Here is a 17,659-nt window from a genome sequence, read left to right as displayed (position 1 = left end):
TTAACTCCACCCAAAAAGGAAAATGGGCACTCGTATATATTATTCGTTTTTCATTATATCTGAGTGGTATGCTAAAATGCCATAGTAGATCGAGGCAGCTATTTTTCGCTGATATTTTTCGTCACCCAACAATCTAGCTTCTTCGGCATCACTGAGGAAACCAACTTCTACTAAAGCTGTAGGAACAGGGGAATATTTTAATAAAAATACATCATTTTTCGCTTTTGCCACTCGGTGTGTATTCTCCAAATTATGAATTAATTCATTTTGAATAAATGTAGCTAACTTCTTATTTGCTTCACGAGTAGGATTGTAAAAAGTCTGTGCTCCACGTGACTTTCCGGGAAAGGCATTCCCATGAATACTCACAAACACATCTGCATTTTCTTGTTTTACAAAATTCAAGCGCTGGGAAAGGTCCCTGGCTTTCCATCTGCTCTTCCCATTTCCTTCCCCTGCTAAATCTGTATCAGTTTCTCGTGTCATGACGACATACGCACCACTCTGCTGAAGAAAGTCACGCAAATATGAGGCTATTTTTAGGGTGATTTCTTTTTCTTCTAGTCCTTCCCTACTTACGGCACCACCATCGATTCCACCGTGCCCAGCATCGATCACAATTACTTTGCTGGATAAAGGCATCGTCCATGTATACCAAGATTGCTGCAAATCCAAGTGAAACCACATAGGAATGGTAAGAAATCCAAACAGAAACGAGATTGCCAGCCACAAAAACTTTTGCTCCCGCAACGATTCATGAAGTTTCTCCCACAATATCTTCACCGCCCAGATTCTCACTATTATTTCCTATGTGTATGCATATAAAGACAGGCTTATCACACTATCGATGTCGACTTCGTTTGCACTCTGCTTCTACACCTTGGCAAAACCAATGAATAACAAGTCCTTCCCCTAGTAGATATATCTCCGTCAGTGCTCGTTCATCCAGCCAATGCTCAACAGCGAATTGAGCCATACAAGACTTAACCAACTCATATCCTTCTTCTGTAAAGTGTTTTGCATAAATACGTTCCCAAGATTCATCAGCAAATTCGCGCATTCGAATAGCACGAGCTGCTTTTGCAGACCGCATCCCCCACACATAAGCGTCATATACCAATCGATAGACTGCCTCTAATACGATATTTTGCTTCACACGCGACCAATAACGCACAATTGGAAACACCTGTGTTTTCTTAATGTTATCCATCTCATCCCATGGAAAGTAGTTTAACGCCCGATCGCGAAGTTGTTCTTCATATGTAGCACGCAGTGTCTCAAACTGAATAAGTCTCCCCATGTAACGGCTCCTTGTCTCATGTTACCTCCATTGTCGACAAGGGAATGGGAAAAATATACGCACAAAACACAGCACCCCCCTCGTCAACTTGGACAGGGGGGTGCTTTGGCTGGCGTTTGTAACACTGCTTTTTCACCAACCAAACACAGCAGCTTGTATTTCGTATGGCTTCTTGTCCATCTTGTTCATGAAGTCCTCATAAACCTGTTCTCTATCTGAGAACTTTCCGGCTTGGAGCTCGTCCATCTCTTTTTGAGAGGCAAGACCATCACCGATGCGATCGCACAAGCGAGTACTTGCCTCACATACTTCCGCGTATCGGTCACGGATCTCGATGAACCTTTCCCGGAGTTCCTCTAGAGTTTCTTCGGCAGTTTCCTCCGTCACATCCATGGGATTCACTTCGCCACCGGGATTTGCTACAAGTACAAGCCTAGGTGCACTCATACGGGTAGCCTTTCTCTTGTACTGAGCTTTCGTAAAAATTATAGCATAGCTATGCTTCACTTACGATTTATTTTTAATATTCCAAATAATGATCTCCCGTTTCCGCCCCTCCTCCACCAGTCTGGCAGAGTGGGGCGGATTACTACGCATGCTTCCGAAAAAGAGCTCTCTGATCCTCAGGAATGGCGTCAAAGATCGCTCGGAAACACACAAAGTAGTTCGAGCTCATGTTCCGCATGTCTGTTTGTGCCTGTGTCAGCTCCTTGCCATCAAGCTGATTGATCTTTCTCTGCTGTTCACAAACAGCTTGAGTCATTTCGCTGTAGAGAGTGCGGTACTCTCCTGCGAGTTGGATAACTCGCTCTTCTGGATCGTCCATCAGCTCTTGCAGCTCTCTTTCCTGTTCAGATAGGAGGGCAAAATAATTATAATTTGAATAATATTCTATCTCAAGTAAAAATATCGTAGCTTCGACCTGTGATGGTCACACTGCTTCCAACCTTCTTCACTTTCGCATCTAACAGCTCAATCACCATATTTTTTCGATCAGGGGTGACAAGATGCACTTTATGTACAGTCCGCAAAGATGGCTTTAATAGACTTGTTTTCACCACGCAAGTGAGCGAAAAATAATCATGATCATACCCCTTCTCTTCTTCTTTCTCCTCTACTTGAAACATAGGCTGTTCTCCCAAATAGTGGACAAAAGCTTGTACTTCTGCTACTTCTCCTGTGATTTGTAATTGAATCATCGAAATACCTCCTAAAAAATATGATTTTCAAGCACATCTTCGCATAGTATAATGAATTTTACCAATTATGAAATTAATTCCAACAAAGAATAATAACCTATGAAAACCGTTAAAATTCCGGGGAAAAGCCCGAATTTTAATGAGACTTCTTTGTAAACAGCATACGCTTCATTAAAATTAAGCGTTTGTCATACAAACTATCCAAAAAATTTTTTTTGAGGTGTTGATATGAAAACTCATCTCTATGTCACTGCGGAATTAGCTTCCGAGATACGAGAAGCGAGAAAGAAAAAAGGATACCGCCAAGAAGACCTTACCTTAGAAGGGTTTTTGTCCACTGGTACGATCAGCAGAATGGAAAGGGGAAGTGTTTCCGTCAGCAGGGAAAAAGTCATCTTCTTATGCGAACAACTTGGAGTTGAAATTCAAAAATACCAAACGGAAGCCGACGAAGCAGATGAAGTAGATATCGCGTTAAAACTGCTCTCGATTGAAAACCACCTTAACATGGTCTCCCCTGATGAAGCATGGGAAGAACTTCGGAAAATAAAGCCGGAAAGCGAATACCATCGTATTTGGGCACTGTATTTAAAGGCGAGATATTGGGAATGCAAAGGAAAAAAAGAAAAAGCAAAAGTAGTCTATCAGCAAGTTGTGGAAAACGATGACCCAGAACTACGAAAATATAACTTTATTCCTGCAAGTTATCATGCATTAGGAAGAATTAGTTTTTATGAAGATTGTGCAGATAAAGCGATGGAGTTTGCAGCAAAAGGACTCGACAGTTTTTATAAAGAAGGTGAAAAACAACATATCTATCACTACTTACTGATTAGTAAAGTTATCTATTTAGAAGAGTTAAAACGCTATGAGGAAGCATTGCTGGAAATAGAGGATTTATGGGCAAATAGAAATAATATTGACAGTCGACAAGTTATTCTTAGTATGTATGAAATAAAGACAAGGCTTTTAACCAAGCTATCCAGATTTGAACAAGCGGTAACACTAGCTACTGAAGGCCTTATAATGGCTAGAATAAATCGGATGTATGATCACGCTAGTTATCTGTGGGTAGCCTTAGGGGAGTGTTACCAACAACAAAATGAAATTCAAAATGCAGAAGTTTGCTTTCAATCTGCTATAAAAATGGGTTCACACATGGAAAATAAGTTTTTCGTTCCAAAAATCTTTATCCAAATGGGGAAATTGTACCAACACGTTAACGCTTCTCAAAAAGCATATGAAATGTTTACTACTGCTATCTACAAATCGAAGGAAATTTCAAATAAGATAGTATTAGCTGAATCATTAGAATGTGTTGGGGACTACTACATTCAATATGAAAAAATAGAAAAAGCCAGAAAAGTTTATGAAGAATCGCTCGAAAACTATAAGCGACTTGGAAAACAAGGAAATATTAGAAACCTACTCTTGAAAATTGCTAGTTGTTATCGAGATTCCAATCGAACAAAATACTATGAACTGTTGGATGAGTATCATCAAATCTACAGTGAAAATAGGAGGTAAAAATGGATTTCACAGGTCCACCTGATGCTGATTAGATAAATGAATTATTGTTTTTAAAACCATTAATGATGGGAGGTACATAGAAATGAGCTTTCCAGGACCACCTGATGCTGATTAATTAGATTAGATTGCCCCATTGTTTTTGAGATTAAATGATAGGAGATAAAAAAATGGACTTCCCAGGACCGCCTGATGATCAATAATAATAACACAAGAAACATATGTAATTTGTTCTTTTTTCTTTGGAGGAGGCTTCTCTGATGGAAAGAAAAAGAATTAAAGTATCTTCCAAGCGACAAATTACCATTCCACAATCCTTCTTTAACAAACTCCAAATCAAAACGGAAGTTGATTGTATCTTAAAAGATGGTGAACTAGTTATTCGTCCTGTAGATGAAGATCACTTCTTTGATTTCTCCGACCTGATTTTAGAAGATTTACTGAAACAAGGAATACCAACTGAAGATTTAGTAGAAGAATTCCGTAAAAATCGGAAAAATGTGAAGCATGCCTTTGAACAAATCATCGATGAAGGAAAACATATTGCCAAAAAACACAGAGAGAACAACATAGATGAAACAACAGAGCTTTTTGGTGACTTGATGGAGGAATCAAGTGGTCGAGGTAAGATATAGAGTGCTTTTGTGTTGCCTGAACCGAATGCCGTTTACCCTTACCATATTTGCCGATGACCCAAGCCCTGTTGGACTAGTGGGTCATCGGGCAATCCCCTAATATTCAGCCTTTCTACTCGTTTGTTTAGTCTGTCGCACCAGCTCGTCCTACTCGTCCTTAGGCGGCAATTTGTGAAGCTTCCGAGTAACCACCGCGCACAAGATGGAAATCCCCGCAGGAACAAGGAGCCAATCCATAGCAGTTCGGTGGGAAACATGGGCAGACTCCGCGAGCCAAATGTAGGCTCCTCCAATGAGTCCTGAGATGTTCCAGTTCACATTAGGGAGAGTGCCGCCCAACACCCTGTCTGACGCGTTGGCGTAGCTCGCGTGCCTGACGATGGAATTACTGCAAAGCCCCAAGGCCCAAAGGGCGCCACCGATGCCGATCGTAATCCATGAACCTCCGCTGAACAGGATCAGACCAAGACCAACCCACACGCAGCATCGGCAGATCAGAATGATCCAGCTGCTCATCGACCGGTACTTATTGACATAACTGCTCAAAGTGACCTGAGCCATCCCTGACAGCAGTGAGATCATCAGAAGCAGGACATCCACGTGTTTTTCGTCCACTACCTCAGCGATCGGCAGCAGCTTGCCAAAACAGTAGAGCACAAACAGCATGCAGAAGTTTCCGGCATTAATGCGCGTTGCTGGATCACGCAGCATGCCCTTCAGCGACTGCTCCTTGGGTTCGTCGGCATCTGGGAGGCAGAAGCACAGCATGAACGCAATGGCCCACTGGAGCACTGCGTTCATGATCACCCAGATAAACATAGGTGCCTGAAAGCCCAGATACGTGCAGCCAGCCGTTGCCAGTGTTGTGAGAAGACCAATCTGGCTGGTTCCCTTGATGTGATCTTCACCGAGCTGCTTGCGAAGCATTAGGGAAACGATCGTTGAGCATAGGCTCCCAATACCTGGGGAGGTGCCAAATGCCAGATAGTAGCAGAGCAAGTTGCCGTACTGCATTGCGATGACTAGCAGTACACTAGGTACCACAGTGATCAGTAGCGATACCTGTACTGGGTGTTTGGCTCCCCAGCGTCTGATCAAACGCCGTACGAACAGAGTGAACACAATCTGAGAAGCCATAACATCCATAAGGATCAAACCCAAATGGAAGATATGGCCTTGTTTTTCCAGCTTGATTCCCAGTCCAGGGAATACAAGCTGTCCCATCGATGATAGCAGGATCGAGGCGATGCTGAGGATCAGCAGTGACCGCCTTGCCTGTGTTGAGCGGCCTTCCAGCCATGAAATTTTTGGAAGTTTCACCATTGCTCCTAAGGAGTAGGTCTTGTAGATCTTCGGTTGTGCCGATCGCGGCATGGTGAGATTTTCTAGATTTCTCTTTTCTTCTAGGCCAATACAATAGGGGATTACCTGTGCTCCCTTATTTTATAATCTTCTAAAAATAAAATAAACCATTTTATTTTGAGGAACTATTTTGAAATTAACTTAACAGCTATGGTGTTATCCCTTATCCAGCAGAATAGAGTCTAAGCATAGTTGTTTTCCTATACATAAAAGCCTCTTAGGAGAATCTAAGAGGCTTTTTGCTACCGTGAATTTTCCTTACTAGCTAGCGGTTCCCCTGTTTCCAACAAAGTTTTTAAACCAGAAATGACAATTGGCAACCCATTTTCCAAGATCTTTGCTGTATTTTCCGCTTGTGCAAATTCATCATGAATCACCGTCACAAGCGTGGTACCCGGGATCGCTTCATGTTCTTGTATTTCCCATGTGATGCGTGATGGAGTGTCTTTTTCTGTGCCTGGAAAAGAATGAAATCGGAAACTCAGCACAAGTTTGTGCGGAGGGGCAATGTCTAAGATGATACCTTCCGCTTTTTTCTCATCTTGATTCCATAGCTCAAAGGAGGATTCCTCTTCCCAAGTAGACCGCACTGCACAGTTGAACCAAAACTTCGACGTTTTCTCTGGATCAGTGATCGCATCCCAGTAACTGCATTTATTCAAGATCGAGCAAATGAAAACACACTAAATGAGACAGATCAGTTTTTCTCTCCGCAAATAGCCGAAGCATTCACCAATCGAGAATATGAAATTGATGAAGTTTTTGTCCGAGAAGAAAAAGCAATAGCAAGAATCATCATCACTGCTGTACATGATGGAGTTTTCGCTGGAAACGCACCTACCAAAAAATCAGTACAAATAACCCAATATCGCGAATTCCAAGTAGTAGATGGAAAGATAATCAAACATAAAGGCTGGTTTGACACTGGTACCCTTTTACCTCAAATCCAAGGCTAATGATAGAAAAATAAAAACCCAAAGGAGATGTTTTGGATGAATACAGTAGAACAGCAAAATGTAGAAGTAGTAAGGGCGTTTGTGGAGCAATTTTGGAACAAAAATGACTTTGATTGTATCGATCGATTTTTATCGGAGGATTATCAAGAACTTACTTACCAATCGAAAGAAGGGTTAAAAAAGTTTGCTGCCACCATATTGGAATCCTTTTCTGGTAAAGGCTATACCATCGAAGAGATCATGGCAAAAGACGATAAAGTGCTGGTCAGAATGAATGTAAAAGGGACACATCAAGGGATGTTCTTTGGAACTGCACCAACTGGCAATACCATTGATGTTACCCTCTACCGTCAATACCGTGTAGTCGATGGGAGAATTACCGAACACCGAGGTTGGATCGATATGGTTACGATGTGGAGTCAAATTCGAGGAAAATAAATTAATTGACAATCTGTATATTCATAATTATAATAAAATTATCTTATCATACGTATCCGCTATCTACCCGAAAGGAAACGATGCGAAGACGTTGAGCCCGTGGTGACACCCGGGCGGTAAGGACCTAGATTAGGTACCGCTGACCGCGACCGACCTCCTCGAGATGAGTCGGCCGCGGCCAGCGGGGACCGTACGGTGCAGCTAATTCATATGCTGTACCCCGAGTAAATAATGCAATACCATATAAATCCCCCTTCTTAGAGTAGAAGGGGGATTGTTTAATTCATCCATTTTCATTTCAGGGTTCTCATTTAAACAAAGAAGGCCATTTCAACCTATATTGCTGTTTTTCTTCAGTTGTCATATCTTTGTATTGATTCATCACGACAACTTGGTTTATCGTATCTGGATTTTTTCCTGTCTTATCGTAGTAATAAGAGATGACAAGCAGTTTTCTTCCACACTCATAAGTGGTATAAACACCATCATCGCCCCTTGTTTCTTTGGATGGTTCACCTAATGTTTTTTTCACTTCTTTATAGGTGATGGGCTCGTATCGTTTGTCATAGGAGACGATGTGAGTAACCAGACCATTGGATAAGAAAAACGCTATGTTTCGTTTGCTGTACGTATATGCATCTTCACTGGAGCTTTCTGGATCAGGCTTTCCCCACTGTTTTTGGATATCCTGCCCCTTTGTACCTATCGCAAAGTCTTCACTGTTGATTGCTTTTCCTTGTGTAGCCAGCTGTTCCGTCTGCAAGATAGTAGTTCTATGATCTTGTTCTGGTTCTACTTGTTTTGTAAATGGAGCAGCATAGGTTAATGGTGCTAAACCCGTAATCGTCACTCCTACCGCAAGAGCGGTAGTAACTAAGATTTTTGTAAAATTTCGCATCATTACATCCCTTGTTGTTCGATTATTTTGTTTATTACTGAATTATTTTATCATATAAAATAGGTAATTGTCTATTTTATATGGCAATATAAGTAAATTTTAGGGATTTACATCATATATTAACAAAAAATCATAAACTGTCATCACCGTAAATACAGATTTTACTTCTTTTGTATGAAAATGCTTTTTATCATGGGAAACAATCACATCTGATTTACCAATCCACGCACCAACAAAGATAATGACATCATCTGGGTCTTTGATCGGCGGCAATTGTTTTACAATCTGTTTGTATATGGAATCATTAGGAGCAGGAGTGGGGATCAATTCATATTGAAGATAACGGAGCATTCGACTCACTAAAGGTATCGCTTTTGGGAATCTTCTCGACAATACTTCATCAATCTCATCTAAAACAGCTGTAGACAGTAATAAAGTGTGTTTCCTTTGCACCACTTCTAAAAAATGGCGCATTCTTTGGCTTTTAAATGCAAGCAAAGAGATAAAGATATTGGTATCAACATAGACACGGAGTTTTTTATTCTTTTCCAAGGCGTCTGTTCCTCCGCACTATAGACAACTCATCCAATAGATCGCTCTCTTTTATTCCTTTTTGCTGTGCTTCATGATTTATCTCATCTAAAACGGCAAATAAACCCTCTATTCGTGCTCCCTTTTTAATAATAATTTCTCCCTGTTCATTTTCCAGAAAATCCAATACATCCCCCGGTTCAAGTTGAAGCTTATCGCAAATGGTTTCAGGCAAGGTAATCTGATTATTCGCGCTTAGTCTCGCTTTGTCCATCTTTATCCCTCTTTTTTTGTTTGATCACTTTAGATGTATGATCAAATCTTTATCCATAGTTCTGATTACGCAAAAAACACCTTTTCGATCGAAAAGGTGTTTTCTAAGGTAAAAGGAATGAAAAGTACAAAATATATGAAAATAATCAAGAGTTATCCTCTTAGTTGTTCCAAATCCCAGCGATAAAAAATTTTTGTATCTCCATATGCAGTAGTTACTCCTGCTCCCATAGATCTCAAATATTGGGCAAGAGCTATACCAGCTTCTGTCTCAAACGATTTCTTTATATCTTCTTCTTTCACAAAAATACCAACTTGATAATAAATGGGATGATCTAGAAATTGTTCTTGGAGTTCATCAGGGGTATCTGAAAAGGGAGTCAGTTCAATTTTTTCTATGTATGGCATTTGATAGAGCTTTGGAAGAAACTCTTCCTGAATCTGCTTTTTAAACAATGCTTTGTCAGCGGGGGTATGAAACAATGCTTCCATTTTTATCATTTATCATCATCCTTTGCTGCCTATTAGGAAGTTAAGTTAATCACAAAGTCATTGTAGCGGGAGACTATCTCTGACTTACTAATTACTTCTGTTTGGCCCCAAGCAAATGTATAGATTGGTTCACTATATGACGATAACTTTTCTTGAAATTCTTGTCCAATCTCACTTTCGTTTAAGAAAAATTCAAATGACTTTTTGGTTTGAAAATACATTTCAATCTGAAGATCAAAAGGGGTTGGCGTGTCCCGCGTAAATCCAAGAGGAACCCTGATTTTGGTAAGTTCCATTCTTTCTAACCCATCCACATTCACAATTGTTGGAATAAGATCATCATAATAAAATTGCTCAAATTCTTCTGCATTTTCTGGTTCCTTGAAGATAATCATTAGCTTGTACATCACTACACCTCCTATTACATTATTTTATCTTTACATTTTAGATTACACTACAATCCTATTCAAAAACATCTTTATACTAAGAATTTTTGTTAACAAATGAAATACAGCTTCGTCAACAATAAATAGGTATTCTATTTATTGTGATGTTTCAACATTAACCATAAACAAAGCAATAGTAGTTTTATTTCATTTCATTTTTGGCGTATAAAATAACTCTTTCCATCTCATGTTAAAAATACCCAGATAAAAGAAATGGAGCAACTCGTCCCATGTGCCCAGAAAATATAAGTTTCCAGAAAAACAAAGATTATAATTCTAAGTCAATTCAAAACAGCTTAATCTCCAATATAACAAAAATAAAAGAATTTCTAGGAAATAGCTCGGACTTAGTTATTCAGCAATTGACGTTTCTTCAACATCAATTGGCATTTCTTTATATCTCAGGACTCGTAGATGAAAAGGATATTAAGTCTGTTCTAAAGGCAGTAAAGATGGAAAATACGTACTTGAAGCAAAAATCCGTAGAACTCGATACAATGGAAACTTTAAAAGATATTATCTCAGTTGGAGACACGAAAGAACTCATTGATATAGAACAAACAATAAAATCCCTGCTATCTGGATATTTAGTCGTCTTAGGTGATGGATGGGATTGTGCACTTGTGCTTAGTGTAGCCGGTGGTAACGTTCGCGATGTAAGTCCTCCTCAATCACAAACTGTTATCCGAGGTCCAAAAGATAGTTTCACAGAATCCATCCAAACCAACCAAGCCTTAATTCGCCGCCGGTTGAAAAGTCCTAATCTGCATGTGAAATCACTGCAAATCGGTAATATTAGCAAATACTGCCTTTCCTATAGTTGCTACTTTTCCATTTGGAGAAATGATTGCCTTTACCATGATATTTCCATATTTAAATAATGAAAAAAAAGGATTTCACTATTGCTTTATCGCCATGATAATCGCTGGCATTGTCATCTCCTTCACCATTGCGATGGACATTGCTGCTTTAGGTGGAACGATGGTGAGCCGTTCTCCATTTCCTCTCCTCACAACAATGGGGGAAGTCTCCATCCATTCCTTCCATTCCTTTATTCAAAGATTAGATATTTTAGCTTGTATCATTCTTGTGATGGGAGGTTTTTTCAAAATCACTATTTATGCTTATGCAACTGTAATCGGAAGTGCTGATCTATTTAAAATTCCTCACAAAAAAGTAGCCCTTCCACTTGCTACAATCATTTTGATATTATCGTGTGTGATCGCGGAAAATACATCGGAACACTTCAAAGAAGGGCTTGATATTGTCCCTTATTATGTCCATATTCCGATGCAGATGGGAATTCCAATCATTATGTTATGTGTTTCTTTACTCCGAAAACACTTTTCTCTAAAAAAAACCTAGGATTAGATTTTTTTGCTTTTACGGTAGTTTATATACGGTATGATAAGATTTAAGAATAGAAAGAGGGCAAATATGCTCATTTCCCCTTTTCTCATTACACTAAAAGAAGTCCATAAGCTATCAATAGCTTGCCAAAATGATTTTCCTATCAGAATGTCCAAGCCTACACTCAAAGAAATACAACAGACGAATAAAAGTAGCCAGATCCCTAATACTTTCATAGAAAATCTCCTTAAACAGATATCGTATGGTTAGTTTGGATGGAATGAAAGGTTCTCATACTTGATCGGACGATAGGTAAAATAGAAACTGGTAGAAATATACTGCTTTTCATTTACAGAAACAAAATACCATGTATAATTGTAATAACAATGAAATCAATAGTGATCAGATGAATACATAAATAAATAATGAAGGAAAGGAAAATGAGACAAAGTGTCAACGGTAGAAGTAGAGAGGAAAGTGACAAAAATCGGCAATAGCCTTGGAATAACTTTGCCAGCAGAAGTCTTACAACATCTGAAAATAAAACAAGGGGATAAAATTGTTTTTAACTTGGAGCAAGGGAAAGTTTCTTTCCAGAAAAATCATGGGGTAAATATGGAAGAATTTGAAGATATAAATCAAGAGTTTATAGAAGGTATGAAAGAACTCTTTTATAACTATGAGGATACTCTGCGCAATTTAACAAAATTACGCTAGAAGCCAACTGCTAAAGTAGAAATAAATAAAGAAGCAGATTAGAGACAACATCAGCTCACCAGTCTAACAACAAAAACACATATAAACAAAGACTTCCAGTCATGTGATTGGAAGTCTTTGTTTCGATCATTAACGTTTGGAGAACTGAGGTGCACGACGTGCAGCTTTCAATCCATATTTTTTACGCTCTTTCATTCTTGGGTCACGAGTTAGGAATCCTGCTTTTTTCAATGCTGGACGAAGCTCGTTATCCACTTCTAGAAGCGCACGGGAAATACCATGACGGATTGCTCCAGCTTGACCAGTGTATCCACCGCCGTCAACGTTAACCAATACATCGTAACGACCAGCTGTATCTGTTAATACCAATGGTTGACGAACGATTGCTTTTAGGGTTTCTAGATTGAAGTAATCATCAATGCTACGTCCGTTGATGACGATACGACCATCACCAGCTACAAGACGTACACGTGCTACGGATTCTTTACGGCGTCCGGTACCGCGATATTGTACTTGTGCCATTTACATTTTCACTCCTTCTATTAACCACGTAGCTCATACGGGGTAGGTTGTTGAGCCTGATGAGGATGTTCGCTACCTGCGTATACTTTTAATTTTTTCAACTGACTGCGACCAAGAGGTCCTTTAGGAAGCATTCCTTTTACAGCTAGTTCAATCATTCGTTCTGGGCGGCTAGCACGCAGGTCTCCAGCGGTGATTGATTTCAATCCACCTGGAAATCCAGAGTGACGATAGTAACGTTTTTGTTCTAGCTTTTTACCAGTTAAGTTGATTTGAGAAGAGTTAATAACGATAACAAAATCTCCAGTATCAATATGAGGGGTGTAAGTTGGTTTGTGTTTTCCACGAAGCAAGGTAGCTACTTCAGTTGCTAGGCGACCGAGTGTTTTACCTGCTGCATCTACCACATACCACTTTTGATCCACGTCTTGTGGCTTAGCCATATAAGTGGTGCGCATTGTATTCACTCCTTGAATAAAGTAGGTTTCTATCCCTCGAAGCAAAGGGTTAGAAGGTTCATATCTATTTGGGAAATCCCTTTTTTGCCGAACATGATTTTCCACGGGGCTAGCGGAAAATACCAAATACGATCATACCCTAATAAAGGGGTGATTGTCAATGAAATCCCCAAAGATACAAGACTTTGAAATTGATGAGAAAAGCTTTCCTGTCCTAGTTTAGATAAATAGAATATCAAGTATTTCTAGGTTGTGTTTGAAAACTTCTAATCGGAATCTGCCAGATCCCCTCTTGAGAGAGTTGGAGGGAATACGAATTTTCTTTGATAACAAGTATACGTCTATGAATCCATCACTTAACACACCACACTTCTTGAGATCGATCTGTTTTGATACTCCCCCCAAACAGCACAGAAAGTACGCCATGCTGTTTGACCCCCTCATGAGCTTATCGTTACCCATAAGTCTAAAAGGACGAAAATCCAGTAATATCAAGTAGTTTTTCCACTTTTCCAGTGTTGTTTCCGTCACTTTTTCGACTTAAAATCAACTGATTTGGTTGCACAAAATATCGATAACGATTAATGAACTTAGATCTGATGTAGTTGAATGGTTGCAATTAAGGATTTTTGACAAATTCGTTCATCGATATTTATGGGTTATGGTAAGCCTCATAAGGGGGTCTGAGATCTGTTTTCAGACACATCCTAGTATCTCTGAAATGATTTATCATTGCTTTTGAGATGAAGAATATACAAGACTGGGTGTGGTTCATCAGCATCATAAAATAGGCTATTTACAAGAAGACCATTGCCAGAAGGATTCCACTCCATTTGCTTATAATAGGGTCCAATATTAGTGGCAAGTAACGTTATATCTCCTCCTATGATATCTGCTATATATAACTCCGATTGGTTTGTAGCACTACTCTTCGAAATGAGATAACTCAATTTCTTTGAATCACCAGACCAATTCAGTCCAAGAATCGAATCCCCTTGTGCTACTACTTTCTGGCGACTTCCTTTCACATCCATCACCATCAACACTTCATAACCAATAAAACCCTCTTTATCGTAATCTCTTGGATCTTTTGGTACTTGTTTTATGAAAGCAAGTTTGGTTTGATCTGGAGACAATACTAAGTCAACAATATTATCCATCAAGTGTTTTGTTTGATTCGTATTTCGGCTCCAAACCATCAACTTATATCCATCTAAATAGAAAAATTGCTCTCCAACTTGGATTAGTTCAAATATTTGATCTTCCACCCCATCCCCTGTGGCTTGAAAAGAATGATTTATCTTCGTAACCTCTCCAGAAGTATTCACATAATACGCATCTCCTTGATTAGTTAGAAATAGAATGGTTTCGTTATTTACCCAACTCGGCTCCCAGACTTGTTCTTTTATTGGCAGGACTATTTTTTTCTTCGTTTGCAGATTAAGAATATAATAGTTCCCAGCTTGGTTAAACTTACTAATTCGATAAAATAAATATTTCTTATTAGGAGAAACCAATGCTTCTCTTGCATTACGATCATGAACAAGAAAATGAGCTTTATTGGTCTTCACATTATACAAACGAAAACGAGAATCTAAAAAAAGGTTATCAGTGATCCAATCTACTGCGTATATTTTTTTGTAGGTATCCATCCTTTGTAACGAAAATTTATTATAGGAAGTATCCTTGTTTTCCAATACTTCAATCTCACCCGGTTTGGGTCCACAACCGGATAACAATAAGAAAAAGAAAGTGGTAAGTAGACAAGTTTTTACTCCAATTTTTCTTCTTTTCAACGAAATAACTCCCTTATTATGTTTGATTCTCATTGTCGTTGTATAGAGGAAATATAATCTCCACCACTGTCCCTTGCTCTTCTTTATTTGTATCAATTGTAATCGTTCCCTGTTGATCCTCTACCAATCGCTTCACTAATGCTAGACCCAATCCTGTCCCTCCTGTTTTTTTCGATCGATCTTTGCTCACCGTATAGAATGCTTCAAATATTTTGTCTCTTGCATCTGGAGGGATACCAATGCCCGTATCTGTAACGGTTATCATCAAAGAATCATCCCTTATGCTGCTAGTTAGGGTAACTGTACCACCGGAAACATTATATTTGATCGCATTGTCCAGTAAGTTTATAAAAATCAATGTAAAGCTTTCCCTATCAAGAAACAAAGAAGCTGGTTGGAGCTCGGTTGTAATTTGTACTTCAAATTTTTGTGCTTTCCCCCGAATACGTTCGACTAGTTCCTCTAGTATGTCCCGCGAATCTATCTTTTCTTGGTGTAATTCAAAATCATATTTCTCAAATGAGGCTAATTGCAATACTTTTTCTACTAAATCATACAATCGTTTTGCTTCTTTCTTTACATTTTCTTGAGCTTTATGGATTAAGGTCGGATCACGTTCGTACATCTCCAGTAAATCCATATAAGCTAAAATAACAGTCAATGGTGTTTTAAATTCATGAGTGATATTGCCGATAAACGTCTTTTGTTGGCTTTCCAAATGCTTTAATTTTTTCACTACCAGATTTAATGATGCTTGTTTTTGCTGCATATCCACTATATTTTCTTCGATTTTCTTACTCATGGAATACATACCACGGCTTAACTTTCCTAATTCATCTGATCGATTTGTGATAGAAAAAGAGCAAAATATCCCTTGTTCTATCAGCTCGGATATGTTTTTTAATTTCAAAATCTCATTGGCTATTTTAGCGAAATAAAGATATGCAAGGAGGAAACTGATAAGCAAAACAATTGATCCCACTTGAACAAATAAAAGTTTTATCTTTTGGAGAAGAGCTTGATCATCCTTTACCTCATAAACAAAAGCAATAACACCATCATAACCATTATTTAGTGGAGCTGCATAATACAAACTGTTTCCTTCTCTGAGTAATGCTATTTGATTATTTTTTGCATATTGCAGTAACTTCTGATCTTGTACCTTGGAAGAAGTCAAGGGTAGATCCATATCTAATTCTGCACGCTCATTGGTTAAATAAAGGAATACTTTCATTGAAGTTTTCACTTCTAGATAGGAAATTAGTTCGCTTTTCTTTTTTTTCAGGATGGAGTACCGTAAACTCATATTATTCTGATAAGTTGGATCAGATTGGATGACCTGTTCGATATACTCATTGGCAATCCCACTTTGTTCCAATAAGTAAGCTTTTTGCTTTTGCTGCTGGTCTTGTTTTATTTCTCCTATGATAAAAAAACATAACGTCCCAATTGTTGTAAGCAAAAGAAGGGCTAAGAAAGTACTTATTTTTAATTTTAAATTATGTCTCATGATGAATGTCCAACCCCGCTATCTTATACCCAACGCCATACAATGTTTGGAGTAATTGGTCATAAGGCTGGCCAAGTTTTTGCCTCAATCGCCGAATATGAATATCTACGGTTCGAGTTCCTCCAATATAATCCATTCCCCATACTAGGTCCAACAACTCTTCTCTGGTAAAAACCCTTTCCGTATGTTCCATCAACAAAACCAATAAATCAAATTCTTTGAGTGTAATGCTTATATGCTTGCCTCCAATGGTAACTTTCCGTCCTGTTTTATCAATTACTAAATTTGATATTCGATAGATTTCATTATTTGTAACAGACGGCTGTTGAGATAATCGACGCAAAAGGGATTTCACTCTCAATAATACTTCCCGAATGTCAAACGGCTTAGTGATATAATCATCTGCCCCAAGCTCTAAACCTACTACTTTATCGGAAATATCATTTTTTGCGGTAATTAAAATAATGCCTACATTTTTATCAGCATTTATCTTTTGACAAATTTCAAACCCGCTCATTTTTGGCATCATCACATCTAAAATTGCCATATGCGGTTGAAATTGCAACATTTTTTCGTAAGCTTCTTCTCCATCTGAGGCTACTTCTACCTGAAAACCTTCTTTTAGGAGAGCATAAGAAAGGAGCTCCGTAATACTGCTTTCGTCATCCGCTATTAAAACTTTTGTCTGCATAATCTCTCTACTCCCAAATGAATATTGTCCTTATTCTGAAAATAACAAATAAAGGTGAAATAAAGAAAATGACTCTTTATAGAAAAGACTTGAGTTTTTATACTCAAGCCTTTGATTTGGAAAATAGCTTATGAACCGGTTTTCTGAGTAATATTAACCTTTACAACTGTTGGTGTTGGCTTGCCTGAGTCCACACACTTTCCATAACAATTAAACTCAAACATAAGTTCATAATTTCCAATTTCAAAGGTGGATGATCCACCGTCATGTTATCTTTTGGATAATAAAAGACTGTCTGTTTACTCTTATTTTCATTCCTTTGTACCTATAGATTAAAGGACAAAGTTTTCCAAAAGCGATACAGAATGTTTCCAAAATGTAAATTGTTTCATCAAAATGTGAAGCGTTACCCTAGCATCGTAATAGAATAAAAGAGATACTAGGTTAAACAAAGGGAAATTACTTACTGAATATTCCTAAAGTTATTTTCACTAAGATGTGAACTACCTTTAATGTTCCATTATACCTACAAGTATTAGATTAAGGATATATCAAAAT

Annotated in this window: 26 protein-coding genes; 7 read left to right on the top strand and 19 right to left on the bottom strand. The window is 38.5% G+C overall.

The window, feature by feature from the left end; all coding sequences use genetic code 11:
* Window positions 1-39: 39 nt before the first annotated feature.
* The 5 genes from cwlD to MK805_RS13775 form a co-directional block, all read right to left on the bottom strand.
* Window positions 40-783 (bottom strand): N-acetylmuramoyl-L-alanine amidase CwlD, encoded by a 744-nt coding sequence (gene cwlD / locus MK805_RS13795; protein ID WP_420833080.1) that lies wholly within the window; start codon window positions 781-783, stop codon window positions 40-42.
* A 58-nt stretch (window positions 784-841) separates the two neighbouring features.
* Window positions 842-1,300, bottom strand: coding sequence for a hypothetical protein (locus tag MK805_RS13790; RefSeq protein ID WP_240876459.1), 459 nt, complete (start codon window positions 1,298-1,300; stop codon window positions 842-844).
* A gap of 132 nt (window positions 1,301-1,432) precedes the next feature.
* Window positions 1,433-1,693, bottom strand: a complete 261-nt coding sequence (locus tag MK805_RS13785) for a hypothetical protein (protein WP_240876458.1) — start codon at window positions 1,691-1,693, stop codon at window positions 1,433-1,435.
* 196 nt (window positions 1,694-1,889) lie between these two features.
* Complete coding sequence (locus tag MK805_RS13780; protein WP_240876457.1) at window positions 1,890-2,126, bottom strand: hypothetical protein; 237 nt, start codon at window positions 2,124-2,126, stop codon at window positions 1,890-1,892.
* 70 nt (window positions 2,127-2,196) lie between these two features.
* Window positions 2,197-2,499, bottom strand: coding sequence for a hypothetical protein (locus tag MK805_RS13775; RefSeq protein ID WP_240876456.1), 303 nt, complete (start codon window positions 2,497-2,499; stop codon window positions 2,197-2,199).
* Between the two features lie 228 nt (window positions 2,500-2,727).
* Between MK805_RS13775 and MK805_RS13770 the strand changes: the two genes are divergently transcribed.
* Both MK805_RS13770 and MK805_RS13765 read left to right on the top strand, forming a co-directional pair.
* A complete protein-coding gene (locus MK805_RS13770; protein ID WP_240876455.1) occupies window positions 2,728-4,026 on the top strand; it encodes a helix-turn-helix domain-containing protein in 1,299 nt (432 codons plus the stop codon).
* Window positions 4,027-4,286: 260 nt separating this feature from the next.
* A complete protein-coding gene (locus MK805_RS13765; protein WP_240876454.1) occupies window positions 4,287-4,661 on the top strand; it encodes an AbrB/MazE/SpoVT family DNA-binding domain-containing protein in 375 nt (124 codons plus the stop codon).
* 147 nt (window positions 4,662-4,808) lie between these two features.
* Here MK805_RS13765 and MK805_RS13760 read toward each other — a convergent pair whose 3' ends face one another.
* From MK805_RS13760 to MK805_RS13750, 3 genes are all read right to left on the bottom strand, one after another.
* Complete coding sequence (locus tag MK805_RS13760; RefSeq protein ID WP_240876453.1) at window positions 4,809-5,588, bottom strand: hypothetical protein; 780 nt, start codon at window positions 5,586-5,588, stop codon at window positions 4,809-4,811.
* 106 nt (window positions 5,589-5,694) lie between these two features.
* Window positions 5,695-6,078 (bottom strand): hypothetical protein, encoded by a 384-nt coding sequence (locus MK805_RS13755; RefSeq protein WP_240876452.1) that lies wholly within the window; start codon window positions 6,076-6,078, stop codon window positions 5,695-5,697.
* Between the two features lie 187 nt (window positions 6,079-6,265).
* Window positions 6,266-6,685, bottom strand: a complete 420-nt coding sequence (locus MK805_RS13750; protein WP_255724654.1) for an SRPBCC domain-containing protein — start codon at window positions 6,683-6,685, stop codon at window positions 6,266-6,268.
* Here MK805_RS13750 and MK805_RS13745 point away from each other — a divergent pair.
* Both MK805_RS13745 and MK805_RS13740 read left to right on the top strand, forming a co-directional pair.
* Window positions 6,650-6,979: an ester cyclase gene (locus tag MK805_RS13745; RefSeq protein WP_338057513.1), complete on the top strand. Its 330-nt coding sequence runs from the start codon at window positions 6,650-6,652 to the stop codon at window positions 6,977-6,979. The two genes, MK805_RS13750 and MK805_RS13745, sit on opposite strands and share 36 nt — an antisense overlap.
* A 36-nt stretch (window positions 6,980-7,015) precedes the next feature.
* Window positions 7,016-7,417, top strand: a complete 402-nt coding sequence (locus MK805_RS13740) for an ester cyclase (protein WP_240876450.1) — start codon at window positions 7,016-7,018, stop codon at window positions 7,415-7,417.
* A gap of 307 nt (window positions 7,418-7,724) precedes the next feature.
* On the opposite strand, the gene MK805_RS13735 is transcribed toward MK805_RS13740, so the two are convergent.
* From MK805_RS13735 to MK805_RS13715, 5 genes are all read right to left on the bottom strand, one after another.
* The gene (locus tag MK805_RS13735; protein ID WP_240876449.1) at window positions 7,725-8,318 is read right to left on the bottom strand and encodes a DUF4309 domain-containing protein; all 594 of its coding nucleotides are present in this window, start codon (window positions 8,316-8,318) and stop codon (window positions 7,725-7,727) included.
* A gap of 96 nt (window positions 8,319-8,414) precedes the next feature.
* Window positions 8,415-8,867, bottom strand: coding sequence for a putative toxin-antitoxin system toxin component, PIN family (locus MK805_RS13730; protein WP_240876448.1), 453 nt, complete (start codon window positions 8,865-8,867; stop codon window positions 8,415-8,417).
* Window positions 8,854-9,120: an AbrB/MazE/SpoVT family DNA-binding domain-containing protein gene (locus MK805_RS13725; RefSeq protein ID WP_240876447.1), complete on the bottom strand. Its 267-nt coding sequence runs from the start codon at window positions 9,118-9,120 to the stop codon at window positions 8,854-8,856. Before MK805_RS13725 ends, MK805_RS13730 begins: the two co-directional genes overlap by 14 nt.
* A gap of 152 nt (window positions 9,121-9,272) precedes the next feature.
* On the bottom strand, window positions 9,273-9,620 hold the full coding sequence (locus tag MK805_RS13720; protein ID WP_240876446.1) for a hypothetical protein: 348 nt from the start codon (window positions 9,618-9,620) through the stop codon (window positions 9,273-9,275).
* A 23-nt stretch (window positions 9,621-9,643) separates the two neighbouring features.
* Entirely contained in the window at window positions 9,644-10,018 is a 375-nt protein-coding gene (locus MK805_RS13715; protein WP_240876445.1) for an EthD family reductase, read from the bottom strand.
* 269 nt (window positions 10,019-10,287) lie between these two features.
* On the opposite strand from MK805_RS13715, the gene MK805_RS13710 reads away from it, so the two are divergent.
* Together MK805_RS13710 and MK805_RS13705 are read left to right on the top strand one after the other, a co-directional pair.
* On the top strand, window positions 10,288-10,938 hold the full coding sequence (locus tag MK805_RS13710) for a spore germination protein (protein ID WP_240876444.1): 651 nt from the start codon (window positions 10,288-10,290) through the stop codon (window positions 10,936-10,938).
* On the top strand, window positions 10,901-11,422 hold the full coding sequence (locus tag MK805_RS13705; RefSeq protein WP_338057512.1) for a GerAB/ArcD/ProY family transporter: 522 nt from the start codon (window positions 10,901-10,903) through the stop codon (window positions 11,420-11,422). The genes MK805_RS13710 and MK805_RS13705 overlap by 38 nt, the downstream gene beginning before the upstream one ends.
* Window positions 11,423-11,424: 2 nt before the next feature.
* On the opposite strand, the gene MK805_RS18210 is transcribed toward MK805_RS13705, so the two are convergent.
* Entirely contained in the window at window positions 11,425-11,643 is a 219-nt protein-coding gene (locus tag MK805_RS18210; protein ID WP_476712903.1) for a YczF family membrane protein, read from the bottom strand.
* Between the two features lie 214 nt (window positions 11,644-11,857).
* Here MK805_RS18210 and MK805_RS13700 point away from each other — a divergent pair, with 214 nt between their 5' ends.
* Complete coding sequence (locus tag MK805_RS13700) at window positions 11,858-12,124, top strand: AbrB/MazE/SpoVT family DNA-binding domain-containing protein (protein ID WP_240876442.1); 267 nt, start codon at window positions 11,858-11,860, stop codon at window positions 12,122-12,124.
* A gap of 129 nt (window positions 12,125-12,253) precedes the next feature.
* Here MK805_RS13700 and rpsI read toward each other — a convergent pair whose 3' ends face one another.
* The 5 genes from rpsI to MK805_RS13675 form a co-directional block, all read right to left on the bottom strand.
* Window positions 12,254-12,646 (bottom strand): 30S ribosomal protein S9, encoded by a 393-nt coding sequence (gene rpsI, locus MK805_RS13695; protein ID WP_240876441.1) that lies wholly within the window; start codon window positions 12,644-12,646, stop codon window positions 12,254-12,256.
* A 20-nt stretch (window positions 12,647-12,666) separates the two neighbouring features.
* Window positions 12,667-13,104, bottom strand: coding sequence for a 50S ribosomal protein L13 (rplM, locus tag MK805_RS13690; RefSeq protein WP_240876440.1), 438 nt, complete (start codon window positions 13,102-13,104; stop codon window positions 12,667-12,669).
* 707 nt (window positions 13,105-13,811) lie between these two features.
* Window positions 13,812-14,900, bottom strand: coding sequence for a hypothetical protein (locus MK805_RS13685; RefSeq protein ID WP_240876439.1), 1,089 nt, complete (start codon window positions 14,898-14,900; stop codon window positions 13,812-13,814).
* A 16-nt stretch (window positions 14,901-14,916) separates the two neighbouring features.
* Entirely contained in the window at window positions 14,917-16,410 is a 1,494-nt protein-coding gene (locus tag MK805_RS13680; protein WP_240876438.1) for a sensor histidine kinase, read from the bottom strand.
* Complete coding sequence (locus tag MK805_RS13675) at window positions 16,400-17,101, bottom strand: response regulator transcription factor (RefSeq protein WP_240876437.1); 702 nt, start codon at window positions 17,099-17,101, stop codon at window positions 16,400-16,402. The genes MK805_RS13680 and MK805_RS13675 overlap by 11 nt, the downstream gene beginning before the upstream one ends.
* Between the last annotated feature and the right edge of the window lie 558 nt (window positions 17,102-17,659).

It is taken from the genome of Shimazuella soli (assembly GCF_022511585.1).
Lineage (GTDB): Bacteria > Bacillota > Bacilli > Thermoactinomycetales > Thermoactinomycetaceae > Shimazuella > Shimazuella soli.
Note: the sequence above shows the minus strand (reverse complement) of the source record. Positions and strands in the feature narration are given on the sequence as shown.

Excerpts from the sequence above, each read along its gene's own strand:
- MK805_RS13790 (WP_240876459.1), bottom strand. The coding sequence starts at position 1,300 with ATGGGGAGACTTATTCAGTTTGAGACACTGCGTGCTACATATGAAGAA.
- MK805_RS13785 (WP_240876458.1), bottom strand. The coding sequence starts at position 1,693 with ATGGATGTGACGGAGGAAACTGCCGAAGAAACTCTAGAGGAACTCCGG.
- MK805_RS13780 (WP_240876457.1), bottom strand. The coding sequence starts at position 2,126 with ATGGACGATCCAGAAGAGCGAGTTATCCAACTCGCAGGAGAGTACCGC.
- MK805_RS13775 (WP_240876456.1), bottom strand. The coding sequence starts at position 2,499 with ATGATTCAATTACAAATCACAGGAGAAGTAGCAGAAGTACAAGCTTTT.
- MK805_RS13770 (WP_240876455.1), top strand. The coding sequence starts at position 2,728 with ATGAAAACTCATCTCTATGTCACTGCGGAATTAGCTTCCGAGATACGA.
- MK805_RS13765 (WP_240876454.1), top strand. The coding sequence starts at position 4,287 with ATGGAAAGAAAAAGAATTAAAGTATCTTCCAAGCGACAAATTACCATT.
- MK805_RS13760 (WP_240876453.1), bottom strand. The coding sequence starts at position 5,588 with ATGCTTCGCAAGCAGCTCGGTGAAGATCACATCAAGGGAACCAGCCAG.
- MK805_RS13740 (WP_240876450.1), top strand. The coding sequence starts at position 7,016 with ATGAATACAGTAGAACAGCAAAATGTAGAAGTAGTAAGGGCGTTTGTG.
- MK805_RS13735 (WP_240876449.1), bottom strand. The coding sequence starts at position 8,318 with ATGATGCGAAATTTTACAAAAATCTTAGTTACTACCGCTCTTGCGGTA.
- MK805_RS13725 (WP_240876447.1), bottom strand. The coding sequence starts at position 9,120 with ATGGACAAAGCGAGACTAAGCGCGAATAATCAGATTACCTTGCCTGAA.
- MK805_RS13720 (WP_240876446.1), bottom strand. The coding sequence starts at position 9,620 with ATGATAAAAATGGAAGCATTGTTTCATACCCCCGCTGACAAAGCATTG.
- MK805_RS13715 (WP_240876445.1), bottom strand. The coding sequence starts at position 10,018 with ATGTACAAGCTAATGATTATCTTCAAGGAACCAGAAAATGCAGAAGAA.
- MK805_RS13710 (WP_240876444.1), top strand. The coding sequence starts at position 10,288 with ATGTGCCCAGAAAATATAAGTTTCCAGAAAAACAAAGATTATAATTCT.
- MK805_RS13705 (WP_338057512.1), top strand. The coding sequence starts at position 10,901 with ATGATTGCCTTTACCATGATATTTCCATATTTAAATAATGAAAAAAAA.
- MK805_RS18210 (WP_476712903.1), bottom strand. The coding sequence starts at position 11,643 with ATGAAAGTATTAGGGATCTGGCTACTTTTATTCGTCTGTTGTATTTCT.
- rpsI (WP_240876441.1), bottom strand. The coding sequence starts at position 12,646 with ATGGCACAAGTACAATATCGCGGTACCGGACGCCGTAAAGAATCCGTA.
- rplM (WP_240876440.1), bottom strand. The coding sequence starts at position 13,104 with ATGCGCACCACTTATATGGCTAAGCCACAAGACGTGGATCAAAAGTGG.
- MK805_RS13680 (WP_240876438.1), bottom strand. The coding sequence starts at position 16,410 with ATGAGACATAATTTAAAATTAAAAATAAGTACTTTCTTAGCCCTTCTT.
- MK805_RS13675 (WP_240876437.1), bottom strand. The coding sequence starts at position 17,101 with ATGCAGACAAAAGTTTTAATAGCGGATGACGAAAGCAGTATTACGGAG.